This is a genomic window from Sphingomonas sp. TZW2008, assembly GCF_002117915.1.
Taxonomy (GTDB): domain Bacteria; phylum Pseudomonadota; class Alphaproteobacteria; order Sphingomonadales; family Sphingomonadaceae; genus Sphingomonas.
This window is the reverse complement of sequence record NZ_BDJB01000005.1, coordinates 161380-174891: the sequence shown is the minus strand read 5'-3', so window position 1 is coordinate 174891 and position 13512 is coordinate 161380. Positions and strand designations below refer to the sequence as shown.

The following is a 13512-nucleotide window of genomic DNA, read 5'->3' as shown; positions in this document are numbered from 1 at the left end:
AGGCATTATGCCTCGTCTTCGCGCAGATCAGAAGAACCGCTCGCCGATCCGGATCGTATCGCCGGGATAAATCACCAGTTCTGGCGTCAACTTGTAGTTGACTTCGCTAGCCTCGCCCTGGCGACGGATGCGGATCACGTCCCGGTTGGCGCGTGGCGTGAAGCCCTTTGCCGTGGCGATCGCATTTAGCGCCGTCAGTCCCGACGCATAAGGATATTCGCCGGGCGCACTCACCTCGCCCAAGATGTAGAACGGGCGAAAGGTGATGACCTCCATGCTGACCTTGGGTTGGCGCAGGTAACCATCAGCAAATTTTGCGGTCGCATCACGGGCAATGTCGGCGACCACCATCCCGCGCGCCGGCACGCTGCCGATCAGCGGCAGGGCCAATGTGCCATCCGGATTGACCCAGAACTCGCCCGTCAGATTGGGTTCGTTATAGACCGTCATGCGTACCTTGTCGCCGACCCCCAGGCGGTAGTCGCCTGCGATATCAGCCGCGGCGTAACGATCGCCTGAAGACAGGATCGGCCCGTCCCCCTTCTCGGCACAACCGACCGTCAGCAACAAAAAGCCGAAAAGCAACGCCAACCGCTGTAGCATGGGGCCTCGAAGAAATAAGGTGAACGTCACTATCGATATGCTTTGCATAGCCGCCCATCCGGCGCAACGCGTACGTGCTGTCGACGCAAAGAACATCTCGCCGCGGTGGGTGTCTGTTGGGCAGCTATCCGGCGCGGATATAAGTGAAATACCACACCTCGTGCCCCTGGCGTCTCGCCTTTCGCTCGTATCGAGTCTCGGGCCAGTCGTCGGGGCGGACAAGGAAGCCGGCTGGCGCGCCTGCCGTCCACGTGAAGTCGCGCCGCTGGTTCATCACCATCATCGCCCAGCGGCAGTAGGTTGGATCGTCCGTCCCCAACCGGAAGACACCGCGCGGCCGGAGCTTGCGCGCGATGAGGTCCAGCGGGCCGTGGTTCACCATCCGCCGCTTGGCGTGCCGCGCCTTGCGCCACGGATCGGGGTGCAGGAGATACACCGTGTCAAGCGCGCCGTCGGGCAAGCGCTCGATCACGTCGATCGCGTCGCCCATGTGCAACCGCACATTGTCCAGCGCACCATCGCGAATATGGCCGAGCGCGCCGACGACGCCGTTCAGGAACGGCTCGCAGCCGATGAAGCCGACGTGGGGAGCCGCCCCCGCCTGCGCCGCGAGATGTTCGCCGGCGCCGAAGCCGATCTCGAGCCGCAACGCGCGATTGTCGCCGAACAGGCTGGGCGCGTCGATCGCGCCCTGCGCCGGCACCTCGACGGCCGGAAGCAGCGTTTCGACAAGCTCCGCCTGTCCCTGGCGCAGCTTGTGGCCCTGTCGACGGCCGTACAGGCGGCGGATGGTAGCTGGGTCGTTCATGCGGGCGGGCGCATACCGCGCGCATCGGCGGGAGCAAAGCCGGTGCACGAATGTTCGAGCCGAATGGGAAAAGCGAACGTTGCCAAGAAGGCTGCCAGCACCGAACACCGCCTGGTCGGTGACGTCGCGGCGCTGCGTCGAATGAAGCCGGTCGCGCTGCTCGGCGCGGCGAGCGAGGTCGCCGATCAACCGCCGATGGTCGCGCTGTCGCTCGTCACGCTGGGATCGGGTCTGGTGATGCGTCGGCCCGCCGTCGCGCGCACGGGGCTGCGCATGCTCCTCGCGCACGCACTCGCCACCGGCGGCAAGACGATGCTCAAGCGGTCGATCGATCGGACGCGGCCGCAGCGCGCGCTGCGCGACGGTAAGCATCACGCCGGCACCGGCAAGGGCGGCGGCGACACCGACTTCAACTCGTTCCCGTCGGGCCACACCGCCGGGGCGGTCGCCGTCGCGCAGGCGGTCGCTGCGACCCAGCCGCAGTTGGCGGTAACGGCGCGCGGCGGTGCGTTCGCCGTCGCCGCGCTCCAGCTTCCGCGCGGCGCGCATTATCCCAGCGACGTGCTGGTCGGCGCCGTCATCGGTTACGTCGCCGATCAAGCTGCCGGCGCGCTGATCGATGGCGCCGGGCAGATGCTGGGCCGTGCACGGCCAGCGGGTACGACGGACGAAGCGTTGGCCGAGGCGGAGGCGCATCCGAGCTGACGGACGCGCCCCGCGGTCGCATCAGGCGTCGAGCGCGGCCTTCAGATCTTCGACCAGGTCGAGCTTCTCCCACGGGAAGGTGTCACCCTCCGCCGCGCGCCCGAAATGCCCGTAGGCAGCGGTCGTCTGGTAGATCGGCTTGTTGAGGCCGAGGTGCGTGCGGATGCCGCGCGGCGTCATGCCACCGAGCTTGCCGATTCCGGCGATCGCCGCCTCGATCCGGTCATCGGCGACGGTGCCCGTGCCGTGCGTATCGACGTAGAGGGACAGCGGCTTGGCGACCCCGATCGCATAGGCGAGCTGAATCGTGCACTTCTTGGCGAGCCCCGCCGCAACGATGTTCTTCGCCAGATAGCGCGTGATGTACGCCGCCGAACGATCGACCTTGGTCGGATCCTTGCCGCTGAACGCGCCGCCGCCGTGCGGTGCGGCGCCGCCATAGGTGTCGACGATGATCTTGCGCCCGGTCAGCCCAGCGTCGCCATCGGGTCCGCCGATCTCGAAACTGCCCGTCGGGTTGATGTGATAGACAGTCGCGTCGGACAGCAGCGGCGCGGGCAGGATGTCGGCCACTACCTGCTTCACATAGGCGTGAAGCTGCGCCTCCTTCTCGCCCTCGTCATAGCCCTTCGCATGCTGCGTCGACACGACGATCGCGGTGCAGGCGACCGGCACGCCATTCTCGAAGCGCAGCGTCACCTGGCTCTTGGCGTCGGGCTCGAGGAACGGCGCGGTGCCCGCGTGACGATCCTGTGCCATGCGCTGCAGGATGCGATGGCTGTAATAAAGCGTCGCTGGCATAAGCTCAGGCGTCTCGTCGCAGGCGAAACCGAACATGATGCCCTGATCGCCAGCGCCCTCGTCCTTGTTGCCGCTCGCGTCCACGCCCTGCGCGATCTGCACCGACTGTCCGTGGAGATTGTTCTCGAAGCGGAATGTCTGCCAGTGGAAGCCGTCCTGTTCGTAGCCGATGCGCTTCACCGTATCGCGGACGGTGGCCTCGATCTCCTCCTCCGCGCCGGGCGCCCAGGCGCCGTTCTCGTACACGCCCTTGCAGCGGATCTCGCCCGCCAGCACGACGAGCTGCGTCGTCGTCAGCGTCTCACACGCGATGCGCGCCTCAGGATCCTTCGAGAGGAACAGGTCGACGATCGCGTCGGAAATCTGATCGGCGACCTTGTCCGGATGCCCTTCGCTGACCGATTCGCTGGTGAAGAGGTACGATTGGCGCATGATCGCTCCGGCAGAATTGTTGAAGAGATAACGATATAAAGATAGCTTTATATGCCTTATCTGCGGCGGCGGCGGATGGCAATGGCCGCTGCAGCCAGCGTTGCGGCGGCGATCGCCGCCATCCAGTTGCCGACGCGCGCGAACAACGTCGCCGGTTGCGCCGGGGGCAGCGGCACTTCGATCGCGCCGGCCCGCTCGTGCGGGATGGTCGCCACCAGTGCACCGTCGGCGGCGATCACCGCCGATATGCCGTTTGGCGTTGCGCGAACGATCGGCAGCCCCTCTTCGATCGCGCGCATGCGCGCCTGCGCCAGATGCTGCGGCGGACCCCATTTACCGAACCACGCGTCATTCGACGGGTTGAATAGGAAGCGCGGGCGCTGCGTCCGATCGACGACCTGACCCGAAAAGATGATCTCGTAGCAGATCTGCATGCCCACCGCGCCGAAACCGGGGAGGTCGAGCGCACGCGGCCCCGGCCCCTCGGCGAAGTCCATCGATCCGGGCACCAACCGATCGAGTCCGAGCGGCTTCAGCAGCCACGGCATCGGCAGATACTCGCCGTACGGCACCAGATGCGCCTTGTCGTACCGCCCGCGGATGCGTCCACGCGGATCAATCGCGAACACCGAATTGGTCGCCGTCACCGGCTCGCCGCGGCGATCGAACTGCAGCGCCGTCCCGCCGGTCAGCAGCAAATCGCGCGGGCCGAGCAGCCGCGCCATGCGCCAGCGGATCCAGAACGGATCGGTGGCATAATATTGCGTCGGATAGCCGTCCTCGAAATAGTCGCGCACCACGCCTTCGGGCCAGACAACCAGTCGCGGCGTCGAACTTGGTTGTCCCGAGAGCGCCGAAAGCTTGGCGAGCATCATCTCGCCGTCGCTCTCCCCGCGCGCGTCCTGCGGCACGTTAGGCTGCACCACGCGGACGCGGACCGCCGATGCGTTGCCCGCCGGCACGGTGCGGTAACTGGCCTGCTGCGCCCACAGCAGCGCGCCCAGCGCCACCACCCCAACCGCGATCGTCGTCGAACGCCGCGGCACCAACAGGATCGACCCTGCGAGCAGGACGGTCAAACCGGACAGCGCATAGGTGCCGATCCATGCGGCGATGGCCGCAACGGGCTGCACGGGCACCCAGACGACGCCCAGCGGATCCCAGGCATAGCCGGTGAACATCACGCTGCGCAGCCACTCGGCGACGATCCAAGCCGCGGCGAAGGCGAGCACGAACCCTCCGTCCACGTCACGCCGTCGTACACGCCACGCGGCACCCGCCGCGAGCGCTGGATAGACCGCCAGGTACAGAGCCAGCGCAAGCGGCGCGGCATAGCCGAGCACCGGCGGCATCTTGTCCTGAAAGTCAAAAGCGTGTTGGAACCAGTTGTTATTTATCGTGAAGTGCCCGACGCCGAACACCCAGCCCCGCCACAGTGCGGCCTTCATCGTCGGCGCCCGATGCACCAGCGCGATCCAGGCAGCGACAGCGGCGAGCGTCAGCGGCCACCATTGCAGCGGCGCAAACCCGCACGCCGCCGCTGCGCCCAGCAGCAACGACGCCCACAATGACCGGTGATCGGAAACAAACGCTGGCAACCGCATCCTCATCGCCCCGCCCGCTGTTCGCGGCGCCCCGCCCGATACGGGCGACCGCCGGCTCTCTTGCGGCAGCCCATCGGCGGCGACAAGCCCGTGGCAAGACATATAGTGACGCTTGCCCTTCTACGGTGTATCATTCGCCCATGACACTACGCCCTTTCCACCTCGCGTTTCCGGTTCATGATCTCGCTGCGGCGCGCGGTTTCTACCGCGACGTGCTCGGATGCCGCGAAGGGCGCTCGAGCGATCGCTGGATCGACTTCGATCTGGGCGGCCACCAGATCGTCGCGCATCTCGACGACGCCGCGCGCCCCGCCGGATCGAGCAACCCGGTCGATGGCCATGACGTACCCGTGCCGCACTTCGGCGTGGTGCTGACGATGGCGGACTGGCAGGCGCTCGCGACGCGCGTGGAGGCGGCCGGCGTGCCCTTCGGCATTGCGCCGCACATCCGCTTCAAGGGCCAGGCCGGCGAGCAGGCAACGATGTTCTTCCGTGATCCATCGGGCAACGCGCTCGAATTCAAGGCGTTCGCGGACGACGCTCAGCTATTCGCCACGGAGGTCAGCGCATGACCGCCCCGATCGAGATCGACATCCCCCACAAGCTCGGCACCGCGCAGGCGAAGACGCGGATCGCCGGCAGCTTCGGCAAGCTCGCCGATTTTGTACCCGGCGGCGCGGTGACCGAACATCGCTGGAGCGGCGATACGTTGCTGTTCACGGTCGAGGGGCTTGGCCAGCGCGTCGCGGTGAAGCTCGACGTCCGCGAGACCAATGTTCACGCGAGCTTCGAGCTGCCCGCCTTCATGGCGCTGTTTTCCGACAAAATTCGGCTCAAGCTGCAGCAGGAAGCGCCCAAGCTGCTCGAATGATCGCGGCCTAGAGGTAGCGCGCCGCCGTTTCGCGAATCAGCGCGATCATGTTGGGAATGCCCTGCGTCCGGTTCGAACTAAGCTGGTTCTTGAGATCGAACGGCGCCAGCGCGTCTGGGATGTTGGTCGCGGCGATCGCGGCTGGATTGCGATCCTGCACCGTCAGCAGCACCAGCGCGATGATGCCCTTCGTGATGGCGGCGTTGCTGTCGGCGAGGAAGTGCAGCGTCCCGTCGTCGCGCCGCGTCGGATAGACCCAGACGGAGGCGGAGCATCCGCGCACCAGAGTCGCGTCGGTCTTCAGCGCCTCGGGCATCGGCTCGAGCGACCGGCCGAGATCGATCAGCAAGCGATAGCGATCATCGACCTCTAGGAATTCATATTCGTCGCGCAGTGCCGCGAGATCGGAGGTGGTGTCGGCCATCGCCGCGGCGCCTAACGACTGGCCGACGACGCGGCAACCGGCACGATCAAAGGTCGACGCCGGCGGCGATCGCCTCGAGCTTGCGGATACGCTCCTTCAGGTCCGCAATCTCGATCCGCGCCGTCGTCCCGGTGGGGGTGACGGCGCGTGCATCGCTTTCGTGGCGAAGCTCCTGCTGCTTGAGTTGGAGCCAGCCGCGCCACCCAGTCAGCATCGCCTGGACGAGGATAACGAGGCCGGCGAGCGCCGCGGTGGTGATGGTGAGGTAAAGGCTCGGATCGGACATGATCGTCGGCTCCACTTAGCGGTTGCGCAGTTCTTCGATCTGACGCGTCAGATCGGCGCTACCGTGATTGTCGGTGATGACGCGCTCGAGCACCGCGATCCGCTCCTTCAGCTGGCGGATTTCCTCGCGCCCGGCGATCGCGTCTGCGGGCAGCGCCCCGCCCTCCTCGGCACGACCGATCGCGCGGTACTTTTCCTTCGAAACGCGCGCGATCGAGGTGATCATGACGATCGCGATAACCATGAAAACGACGGACCAGGGCATCGATTACTCCTGTTGATCGAATGATCGGATGGTTCAGTTCGGCCGCGCGGGTGTCGCGCCCGCGTCGGGCAGCGTGCGCAGTTCCTCGATCTGCGCCGCCAGTGACACGCCGTGGTCGGTGACGATCCGCTCGAGCACACGCACGCGCTGCTCCAACCGCTCGGTATGCGCGGCATATTGCGCCGCCTTTTCTGCGGTCTGCGCGCTCAGCGCCTCGGCCATCCGCTCTTTGTGCTTCAGCCAGCGCTTGAACATCTCGCCGCCGATCCCGAACACCGTCGGAAGGCCGACGACTATAAGGAAGAACGCGATCACGAAGCCATATTTATCCATCGGTTGCGCCCCTCAATTCGCGCGATCGCGCAGCTGTTCGATTTCCTGGCTGAGCAGGTGACCGCTGTCGGTGACGATCCGCTCGACGTTTTGCAGCCGGTCCTTCATCGCGCCCAATTCGGCCCGCAGCTGCCCGTTCTCCTGCGTCAGCAGCTTGACCCGCTGGATCGTCTCGTCGTCGCGCTTGGGATACAGCGCCTGTCCCCACTGGCCGTCGAGCGGATAGCCGTTGCGGATGCGCATCCAGGTCGTCGCGACCCATCCCAGCATCCCGGCGACGCCGAGCGTTCCGATCATCGGGGCGAGCGCGCTGAACAACTGGATCTTCTCGGCGGCAGTCATGCCCTATCCTCCCTCTCGAATTCTTGTTCGTCAGCGGTCGCGCAGCTGCTCGATCTCGTGCGCGGTGCGCGTCGCAGGATCGGTGGCGATCCGCTCCAGTACCGACAGGCGCTGCTCCAGCCGGCTGACCATCCCCGCCAGCCGCTCGTTCTCGCTTGTCAGCAGCTCGACCTGCCGGTTTGCCGGGGCGTCCGCCTTGCCGATGTTGCGGCCCCAGTCGTCGCTGATCGAATAGCCGTGCTTGGCGCGGATCCAGTTGTTGATCAGCCAGGCACCGCAGGAGATCGCGATGATGGCGAGGACGAAATACGGTCCGTGGAAATCCATCGTATGTCTCCCGGGATTGGGATCAGCGCAGGCGCTCGATCTCGTCGGCGAGCTGCGTGTTGCGGCTGGTGTAATGCGTCTCGATGTCGGCTAGCCGGCGATCGAGCTCGCGGAACTTACTGCGCACTTCGGCGGTGGTCCGCTTTGGATTGGAGCGCACGCCCTGCCAGAACTTGGCGTCCTCGGCCGATCCGTATAGCCCTGCCGGGCGATCATCTGCCATCCAGTTGATCAGCAGATACGCGACCAGCGTCCACGGAAACCCGCCGGCGAGCGTCAGCAGGATCATCGCGATCCGTACCCACAGCACCTCGATCCCGGTATAGTCAGCGATCCCGGCGCACACGCCCTTCCACTTGCGCTCCTGGCGGTTGAGATAGAATTTGGTGCGGCTGTTGTCGGCCATCAGTTCCTCCTCTGGGTCCGGTCTTCGAGCCGGTAGTCGGGATCGGATCGGTAATCGGCGATGCCGGGGCGGAAATCCGGATTGTCTGCAGCAACGATGCGTTCGACCGTGTTCACCCGGTCCTCAAGCCGCCGCGCCAGCGAGTGCAGATCGTCGAGCAGCGTCTCGTCCTCCGCGGTCATCGAGCCGGGTGTCTGCTTCCACTTCGTCACGTAATGCATGATCAGCCACGGCAACCCGATGAACAGGGTCGGGACGATGGTGATCGGGACGATGATGTCTTCCATCTCAATTGTTCCCGTTGGTGCGATTGTTGAGGCGGGCCTTCAGCGCAGCCAGTTCGGCATCGACGCGGTCTGATGCCTTCAGCTCGGCGATCTCCTCGTCCAGGCTCTTGGGCAGCGCGCCCAGGCCCAGTGCGTCGGCGCGTCCCTCGGCCTCGTCGACGCGCCGCTCGAGCATGTCGAAGCGGCTGAACGCCTCGTGCGTGCGCGGGCCGTTCCACATCTCGCGCAGCTTGGTGCGGTTGTTCGCGCTCTCCAGCCGCGTCGCGATGCTGTTCTGGCGGGTCCGCGCCTCGCGCAGCTTGTTCTGCAGCTTGGCGATGTCCTCCTCCGATCCGCGCAGCGAATCGTCGAGCACGCCGATCTCCGCACGCAGCTGGTCGATCATGTCGCTGGCCTTTTGCCGCTCCATCAGCGCCGCCTTGGCGAGATCCTCGCGATCCTTCGACAGCGCCAGCTCGGCTTTCTCGGTCCAATTCGCCTCGATATCGGACAGCTTGGCGACGTGGCGGCGCATCTCCTTGATGTCAGCGATCGTCCGCGCCGCCGAGGCGCGCACTTCGACCAGCGTCTCTTCCATCTCGAGGATGATCATGCGGATCATCTTGGCGGGGTCTTCCGCCTTCTCGATCAATTCCGCCATGTTGGCAGCGACGATGTCGCGGGTTCGGGAAAAGATGCCCATCAACGAAAACTCCTGGGTGACGCCCTTTTATACGCTCGGCGCCGGGACACGGCGAGGGAAAGCCGCGCCCTGGCCGCCTCGCTCACGCGATCGCGCGAGCGATGGCGCCGGCCGTGCCCGCCTGCGCCGGGCCGACCGCGCCGAGCACCATCGTGGTGCTGAAGACGATCGTGCAGGCGATGGCGGCGAGCGTGCGGCCGATGTTTTCAAACTTGTTCATGGCGATGTCTCCTCGATCTGATTGCGTGTCCCCGTCTGTCGGGGTTGCTCAATGCTTTGCAGACAGCGTGCCAAGTCTCGCGGAAGGTTGGCGACGGGATGGTGGCGACATGCGACTTTATAGAATCGGCCTAACTACAGTCACTTAGACCGGCGTCGCCCGCTTGTGCCTTTGGCCTTCAGTGATATGTGAGCGCTACACACGCCTTGCCAAGCATTGGGAGAATGCGCCAAGGCTTGGGCAGGCGAAGCGAGGCGGCATGGCGGAACGTGCGACACAAGTGATCGGCGAATCGGGCGCGTTCCTCGACGCGCTCGAACGCGCGAGCCGCGCCGCGGCGCTCGATCGCCCGGTGCTCGTGATCGGCGAGCGCGGGACCGGCAAGGAGCTCGTCGCCGAGCGTCTCCACCGGCTGAGCCCGCGCTGGGACCAGTCGCTCGTCGTAATGAACTGCGCCGCACTGCCCGAGACGCTGATCGAGGCCGAGCTGTTCGGGCACGAGGCGGGGGCGTTCACCGGCGCGACCAAGGCGCGCGTCGGTCGCTTCGAGGAGGCCGATGGCGGGACGCTGTTCCTCGACGAGCTCGGCACGCTGTCGATGGGCGCGCAGGAGCGTTTGCTGCGCGCGGTCGAATATGGCGAGGTGACCCGGATCGGGTCGTCGCGGCCGATCCGCGTCGACGTCCGCATTGTCGCCGCCACCAACGAGCATCTTCCCGACAAGGTCGATCGCCACGAGTTCCGCGCCGATCTGCTCGACCGGCTATCGTTCGAAGTCGTGACCCTGCCCCCGCTGCGCGCGCGGCGTAGCGACATCGTCATCCTCGCCGATCATTTCGGACGGCGCATGGCGGCCGAACTGCATCGCGATCGCTGGCCCGGGTTCGCGCCGGAGGCGCAGGAGGCGCTCCGCGAATATCGCTGGCCGGGCAACGTGCGCGAACTGCGCAACGTCGTCGAGCGCGCGGTGTATCGCTGGGACTATGACGGCCCGATCGAGTCGATCGAGTTCGATCCCTTCCAGTCGCCGTACCGGCCGGGCAGCGCCGCCGCTTCCAGCCCCTCGCCAGCCCCCACAAACCCCTCACGCACCACACCGCAGGTCCCACCCAACGACGGCGACGAAGTGGCCGCGTGCGACGTCGGCCCGTCCGATTTTAAGAGCCGCGTGGCGCTGTTCGAGAAGGAGCTATTGTCGCGCGCGCTGGCCGACAATCGCTTCAACCAGCGCGCGACTGCGGACGCGCTCGGCCTCAGCTACGATCAGCTGCGGCATGCCCTGCGGCGCCACGACATGATCGGCGCGACCGGCTGACGCGTTCCCGGGCGTCGGAGCGGTTGCGTAACGATCTCGCCGGAGCCATTTGGGCAGCGTCGCGTTCCGCAAGGCGCATTCTCTGAAGGAGCATCCCATGGCTTTCGAACTCCCGCCGCTGCCCTACGGCTACGATGCGCTGGAGCCGGTCATCTCGAAGGAGACGATGACCTTCCACCACGACAAGCATCATGCCGCCTATACCAACAAGCTGAACGAGGGCGTCGCCGCCGATCCCAAGCTCGAGGGCAAGTCGATCGAGGAGATCCTGGGCATGATCTCGCAGCTTCCGCCGCTCGTCCGCAACAACGGCGGCGGCTACTGGAACCACGATTTCTTCTGGAAGATCATGGCACCCAAGGGGTCGACTCAGCCGTCGGGCAAGCTTGCCGAGGCGATCGACGCCTATGGCGGGCTCGACAAGCTCAAGGAAGATTTCAACACTAAGGGCGCCGGCCAGTTCGGTTCGGGCTGGGCATGGGTGATCAAGGACAGTTCGGGCGCGCTGAAGGTCACCTCGACGCCCAACCAGGACAATCCACTGATGGACGACGCGAAGGAGCCGGGCACACCAATCCTTGGTAACGACGTGTGGGAACACGCCTATTACCTCACCTACATGAACGATCGTCCCGGCTATCTGAAGGCGTGGTGGGACGTCGTGAACTGGGACGAGGCGGGCAAGCGCTTCGACGCAGCCTGAGCGCACAAGCGCCATCCGCATAAGAAGGGGCGGCTCCGGCTGCCCCTTTTCTTTTGCCGCGGCTTTTTCGGCTTGGCGGGGGTTGCACCCGCCCGAAATCCAGCTAAAGACGCGCCTCCCGCAGCGTTCCCTGATAGCTCAGCGGTAGAGCTCTCGACTGTTAATCGAGCGGCCGTAGGTTCGAATCCTACTCAGGGAGCCAGCGGGACCTTCAACACCGTAGGCTAGGCGGCAACGCAGCTACGAGCGCGCGGCTCTAGCGCCAATCAGGCGACGAACTGCTCCATCGTGATGCGATCATCGAGCGCGTGCTCGGGATCGAACAGCAGCGTAAGCTCGCGCGCGCGATCGATCGCGATCTCCACTTCCGCCACCTCGCGGAACTCGCGCTGATCGGCGACCGCGGACACCGGACGCTTCGCGGGATCGAGCACGCGCAGCTTGATCCGCGCCTTGTCGGGCAAGATCGCACCGCGCCACCGCCGCGGACGGAACGCACTGATCGGGGTCAGCGCGATCATCGCCGATCCCAGCGGCAGGATCGGCCCATGCGCAGAGAGATTATACGCGGTGCTACCTGCCGGCGTCGCCACCAGGATGCCGTCGCACGCGAGCTCGTCCATCACCACGCGGTCGTTGACGGTCACTTCCAGCTTGGCGGTCTGCCGCGTCTCGCGCAGCAGCGACACTTCGTTGATCGCCGGCATCGTGTGCACACGGCCGTCCTGCCCAGTGGCGGTCATCAGCAGCGGGGTGACCTTGAATGCGCGCGCGTTCGACAGCCTCTCGTCGAGATCGTAGCGCCGCCACTCGTTCATCAGGAAGCCGACCGTGCCAAGGTTCATGCCGAACACGGGCACGTTGGCGCGGCGGGCATCGAGCATCGTGTGCAGCGTCTGCAGCATGAAGCCATCCCCGCCGAGCGCGATCACCACATCCGCCTCGTCGATCGTGCACCAGTCCCATGCGTCCGCCAGCGCCGCACGCGCCGCCTGAGCCGGGGCGGTAGGCGAGGCGACGAGTGCCCGCCGCGCGAAATGCGTCATCCGCCGGTGACGCTCATGTGTCGCGCCACCGCCGGCGCTTCGCCGACGCCGATGCGGAAATCGTGACGCGCCGGCTTGCCCGCGATGCCGAGCCGGATCGCCGCGTCGAGCGCGGGTACGCCGCCCTGACGCAGCGCCGCCTTCAGATCAACCTGATCGTCATGGCCGAGACAGCTGTACAAGCGACCCTCTGTCGTCAGTCGCACGCGGTTGCAGCCGTCGCAGAAGTTCGCCGTCAGCGGCGAGATCAGGCCCAGCCGCGTTCCGCTATCACCCACCCGCCAGTACCGCGCTGGGCCGCCCGTGCCGGCGAGGTCGCGCTTAAGATTGAAGTGTGCCGACAGTTGCTCGAACACGGCGGTCAGCGGCACGAAGCGATCGGTGCGGTCCTCGTCGATCGCGCCGAGCGGCATCGTCTCGATCAGCGTGAGATCGTGCCCCTCGGCGACGCACCAGTGGAGCATCGGCGCGATCTCGTCCTCGTTCAGCCCCTTGAGCGCGACCATGTTGATCTTGATCGAAAGGCCTGCATGCTTTGCCGCGGCGATCCCGCCGAGCACCTGCTCCACATCGCCGTGTCGCGTGATGAAGCGGAACCTGTCGGGATCGCGGCTGTCCATGCTGACGTTGATGCGCCGCATCCCCGCCGCAACAAGCGCCTCAGCATGCTCGGCCAACCGTGTGCCGTTGGTCGTCATGGTGAGTTCGTCGAGCGCGCCGCCGACGTGGCTGCCAAGGCGCTGCGTCAGCTCGATCACGTCGCGGCGGACGAGCGGCTCGCCACCCGACAGGCGGATCTTGCGCACGCCCAGCGCCATGAAGCGCTCCGCGATGATCGCGATCTCCTCGAGCGCGAGCAGCCGGTCACGCGGCAGGAACGTCATCTTTTCCGCCATGCAGTAGCGGCAGCGAAGATCGCAGCGATCGGTCACCGAGATGCGCAGATAGCGGATCGTCCGGCCGAAGCCGTCGACCAGATCATCCGCGGCGGCCTGCGAGACTCCCATTGAGGGACAGCTAGGCGCTGCTCATCCCCTCGGCAAGGCCCGTGCG

Annotated in this window: 21 protein-coding genes and 1 tRNA gene; 6 read left to right on the top strand and 16 right to left on the bottom strand. The window is 66.0% G+C overall.

Annotated elements, in window-relative coordinates; genetic code table 11:
* Positions 1-27: 27 nt before the first annotated feature.
* Complete coding sequence (locus B7L05_RS06770; RefSeq protein WP_144037166.1) at positions 28-603, bottom strand: polysaccharide biosynthesis/export family protein; 576 nt, start codon at positions 601-603, stop codon at positions 28-30.
* A gap of 124 nt (positions 604-727) precedes the next feature.
* Positions 728-1411 carry a tRNA (guanosine(46)-N(7))-methyltransferase TrmB gene (locus tag B7L05_RS06765; RefSeq protein ID WP_085809532.1) on the bottom strand — a complete coding sequence of 228 codons (684 nt, stop codon included), beginning with the start codon at positions 1409-1411 and terminating at the stop codon, positions 728-730.
* A 63-nt stretch (positions 1412-1474) separates the two neighbouring features.
* Here B7L05_RS06765 and B7L05_RS06760 point away from each other — a divergent pair, with 63 nt between their 5' ends.
* Positions 1475-2116, top strand: coding sequence for a phosphatase PAP2 family protein (locus tag B7L05_RS06760; RefSeq protein WP_085809531.1), 642 nt, complete (start codon positions 1475-1477; stop codon positions 2114-2116).
* A 21-nt stretch (positions 2117-2137) separates the two neighbouring features.
* Here B7L05_RS06760 and metK read toward each other — a convergent pair whose 3' ends face one another.
* Entirely contained in the window at positions 2138-3349 is a 1212-nt protein-coding gene (metK, locus tag B7L05_RS06755; RefSeq protein ID WP_085809530.1) for a methionine adenosyltransferase, read from the bottom strand.
* Between the two features lie 56 nt (positions 3350-3405).
* Positions 3406-4953 (bottom strand): apolipoprotein N-acyltransferase, encoded by a 1548-nt coding sequence (gene lnt / locus B7L05_RS06750; protein WP_144037165.1) that lies wholly within the window; start codon positions 4951-4953, stop codon positions 3406-3408.
* Positions 4954-5093: 140 nt separating this feature from the next.
* Here lnt and B7L05_RS06745 point away from each other — a divergent pair, with 140 nt between their 5' ends.
* The gene (locus tag B7L05_RS06745; protein WP_085809529.1) at positions 5094-5525 is read left to right on the top strand and encodes a VOC family protein; all 432 of its coding nucleotides are present in this window, start codon (positions 5094-5096) and stop codon (positions 5523-5525) included.
* On the top strand, positions 5522-5824 hold the full coding sequence (locus B7L05_RS06740) for a polyhydroxyalkanoic acid system family protein (RefSeq protein WP_085809528.1): 303 nt from the start codon (positions 5522-5524) through the stop codon (positions 5822-5824). The genes B7L05_RS06745 and B7L05_RS06740 overlap by 4 nt, the downstream gene beginning before the upstream one ends.
* Positions 5825-5831: 7 nt before the next feature.
* Here the strand turns inward: B7L05_RS06740 and B7L05_RS06735 are convergent, their stop codons facing one another.
* The 10 genes from B7L05_RS06735 to B7L05_RS17400 all read right to left on the bottom strand — a co-directional run bounded on the left by B7L05_RS06735 (position 5832) and on the right by B7L05_RS17400 (position 9395).
* A complete protein-coding gene (locus B7L05_RS06735) occupies positions 5832-6248 on the bottom strand; it encodes a SufE family protein (protein ID WP_085809527.1) in 417 nt (138 codons plus the stop codon).
* Positions 6249-6294: 46 nt separating this feature from the next.
* The gene (locus tag B7L05_RS06730; RefSeq protein WP_085809811.1) at positions 6295-6534 is read right to left on the bottom strand and encodes a hypothetical protein; all 240 of its coding nucleotides are present in this window, start codon (positions 6532-6534) and stop codon (positions 6295-6297) included.
* Positions 6535-6549: 15 nt separating this feature from the next.
* Entirely contained in the window at positions 6550-6798 is a 249-nt protein-coding gene (locus B7L05_RS06725; RefSeq protein WP_256926641.1) for a hypothetical protein, read from the bottom strand.
* Between the two features lie 33 nt (positions 6799-6831).
* Positions 6832-7131 (bottom strand): hypothetical protein, encoded by a 300-nt coding sequence (locus B7L05_RS06720; protein ID WP_085809525.1) that lies wholly within the window; start codon positions 7129-7131, stop codon positions 6832-6834.
* Between the two features lie 12 nt (positions 7132-7143).
* On the bottom strand, positions 7144-7473 hold the full coding sequence (locus B7L05_RS06715) for a hypothetical protein (RefSeq protein ID WP_085809524.1): 330 nt from the start codon (positions 7471-7473) through the stop codon (positions 7144-7146).
* A 30-nt stretch (positions 7474-7503) separates the two neighbouring features.
* On the bottom strand, positions 7504-7800 hold the full coding sequence (locus tag B7L05_RS06710; protein ID WP_085809523.1) for a hypothetical protein: 297 nt from the start codon (positions 7798-7800) through the stop codon (positions 7504-7506).
* Positions 7801-7822: 22 nt separating this feature from the next.
* Positions 7823-8206 (bottom strand): envelope stress response membrane protein PspC, encoded by a 384-nt coding sequence (pspC, locus tag B7L05_RS06705; protein WP_085809522.1) that lies wholly within the window; start codon positions 8204-8206, stop codon positions 7823-7825.
* Complete coding sequence (gene pspB / locus B7L05_RS06700; protein WP_085809521.1) at positions 8206-8493, bottom strand: envelope stress response membrane protein PspB; 288 nt, start codon at positions 8491-8493, stop codon at positions 8206-8208. The genes pspC and pspB overlap by 1 nt, the downstream gene beginning before the upstream one ends.
* A gap of 1 nt (position 8494) precedes the next feature.
* Complete coding sequence (gene pspA / locus B7L05_RS06695) at positions 8495-9175, bottom strand: phage shock protein PspA (protein WP_085809520.1); 681 nt, start codon at positions 9173-9175, stop codon at positions 8495-8497.
* Between the two features lie 82 nt (positions 9176-9257).
* Positions 9258-9395 carry a hypothetical protein gene (locus B7L05_RS17400; RefSeq protein ID WP_179187141.1) on the bottom strand — a complete coding sequence of 46 codons (138 nt, stop codon included), beginning with the start codon at positions 9393-9395 and terminating at the stop codon, positions 9258-9260.
* 259 nt (positions 9396-9654) lie between these two features.
* Here B7L05_RS17400 and pspF point away from each other — a divergent pair, with 259 nt between their 5' ends.
* The 3 genes from pspF (at position 9655) to B7L05_RS06680 (ending at position 11615) form a co-directional block, all read left to right on the top strand.
* Positions 9655-10710: a phage shock protein operon transcriptional activator gene (pspF, locus tag B7L05_RS06690; RefSeq protein ID WP_085809519.1), complete on the top strand. Its 1056-nt coding sequence runs from the start codon at positions 9655-9657 to the stop codon at positions 10708-10710.
* Between the two features lie 97 nt (positions 10711-10807).
* Complete coding sequence (locus B7L05_RS06685; RefSeq protein ID WP_085809810.1) at positions 10808-11413, top strand: superoxide dismutase; 606 nt, start codon at positions 10808-10810, stop codon at positions 11411-11413.
* Positions 11414-11540: 127 nt separating this feature from the next.
* Positions 11541-11615: transfer RNA gene (locus B7L05_RS06680), tRNA-Asn, on the top strand.
* Positions 11616-11679: 64 nt separating this feature from the next.
* Here B7L05_RS06680 and B7L05_RS06675 read toward each other — a convergent pair.
* Together B7L05_RS06675 and moaA are read right to left on the bottom strand one after the other, a co-directional pair.
* Positions 11680-12459 carry an NAD kinase gene (locus tag B7L05_RS06675; protein ID WP_085809518.1) on the bottom strand — a complete coding sequence of 260 codons (780 nt, stop codon included), beginning with the start codon at positions 12457-12459 and terminating at the stop codon, positions 11680-11682.
* Positions 12456-13466 carry a GTP 3',8-cyclase MoaA gene (gene moaA, locus B7L05_RS06670; protein WP_085809517.1) on the bottom strand — a complete coding sequence of 337 codons (1011 nt, stop codon included), beginning with the start codon at positions 13464-13466 and terminating at the stop codon, positions 12456-12458. Before moaA ends, B7L05_RS06675 begins: the two co-directional genes overlap by 4 nt.
* Between the last annotated feature and the right edge of the window lie 46 nt (positions 13467-13512).

Coding starts and splice junctions, on each gene's coding strand:
- pspF (WP_085809519.1), top strand. CDS start 9,655: ATGGCGGAACGTGCGACACAAGTGATCGGCGAATCGGGCGCGTTCCTC.
- B7L05_RS06720 (WP_085809525.1), bottom strand. CDS start 7,131: ATGGATAAATATGGCTTCGTGATCGCGTTCTTCCTTATAGTCGTCGGC.
- lnt (WP_144037165.1), bottom strand. CDS start 4,953: ATGCGGTTGCCAGCGTTTGTTTCCGATCACCGGTCATTGTGGGCGTCG.
- B7L05_RS06740 (WP_085809528.1), top strand. CDS start 5,522: ATGACCGCCCCGATCGAGATCGACATCCCCCACAAGCTCGGCACCGCG.
- B7L05_RS06735 (WP_085809527.1), bottom strand. CDS start 6,248: ATGGCCGACACCACCTCCGATCTCGCGGCACTGCGCGACGAATATGAA.
- B7L05_RS06725 (WP_256926641.1), bottom strand. CDS start 6,798: ATGCCCTGGTCCGTCGTTTTCATGGTTATCGCGATCGTCATGATCACC.
- B7L05_RS06770 (WP_144037166.1), bottom strand. CDS start 603: ATGCTACAGCGGTTGGCGTTGCTTTTCGGCTTTTTGTTGCTGACGGTC.
- B7L05_RS06765 (WP_085809532.1), bottom strand. CDS start 1,411: ATGAACGACCCAGCTACCATCCGCCGCCTGTACGGCCGTCGACAGGGC.
- pspA (WP_085809520.1), bottom strand. CDS start 9,175: ATGGGCATCTTTTCCCGAACCCGCGACATCGTCGCTGCCAACATGGCG.
- B7L05_RS17400 (WP_179187141.1), bottom strand. CDS start 9,395: ATGAACAAGTTTGAAAACATCGGCCGCACGCTCGCCGCCATCGCCTGC.
- B7L05_RS06675 (WP_085809518.1), bottom strand. CDS start 12,459: ATGACGCATTTCGCGCGGCGGGCACTCGTCGCCTCGCCTACCGCCCCG.
- B7L05_RS06710 (WP_085809523.1), bottom strand. CDS start 7,800: ATGGATTTCCACGGACCGTATTTCGTCCTCGCCATCATCGCGATCTCC.
- B7L05_RS06715 (WP_085809524.1), bottom strand. CDS start 7,473: ATGACTGCCGCCGAGAAGATCCAGTTGTTCAGCGCGCTCGCCCCGATG.
- metK (WP_085809530.1), bottom strand. CDS start 3,349: ATGCGCCAATCGTACCTCTTCACCAGCGAATCGGTCAGCGAAGGGCAT.
- pspC (WP_085809522.1), bottom strand. CDS start 8,206: ATGGCCGACAACAGCCGCACCAAATTCTATCTCAACCGCCAGGAGCGC.
- B7L05_RS06685 (WP_085809810.1), top strand. CDS start 10,808: ATGGCTTTCGAACTCCCGCCGCTGCCCTACGGCTACGATGCGCTGGAG.
- moaA (WP_085809517.1), bottom strand. CDS start 13,466: ATGGGAGTCTCGCAGGCCGCCGCGGATGATCTGGTCGACGGCTTCGGC.
- B7L05_RS06730 (WP_085809811.1), bottom strand. CDS start 6,534: ATGTCCGATCCGAGCCTTTACCTCACCATCACCACCGCGGCGCTCGCC.
- B7L05_RS06760 (WP_085809531.1), top strand. CDS start 1,475: ATGGGAAAAGCGAACGTTGCCAAGAAGGCTGCCAGCACCGAACACCGC.
- pspB (WP_085809521.1), bottom strand. CDS start 8,493: ATGGAAGACATCATCGTCCCGATCACCATCGTCCCGACCCTGTTCATC.
- B7L05_RS06745 (WP_085809529.1), top strand. CDS start 5,094: ATGACACTACGCCCTTTCCACCTCGCGTTTCCGGTTCATGATCTCGCT.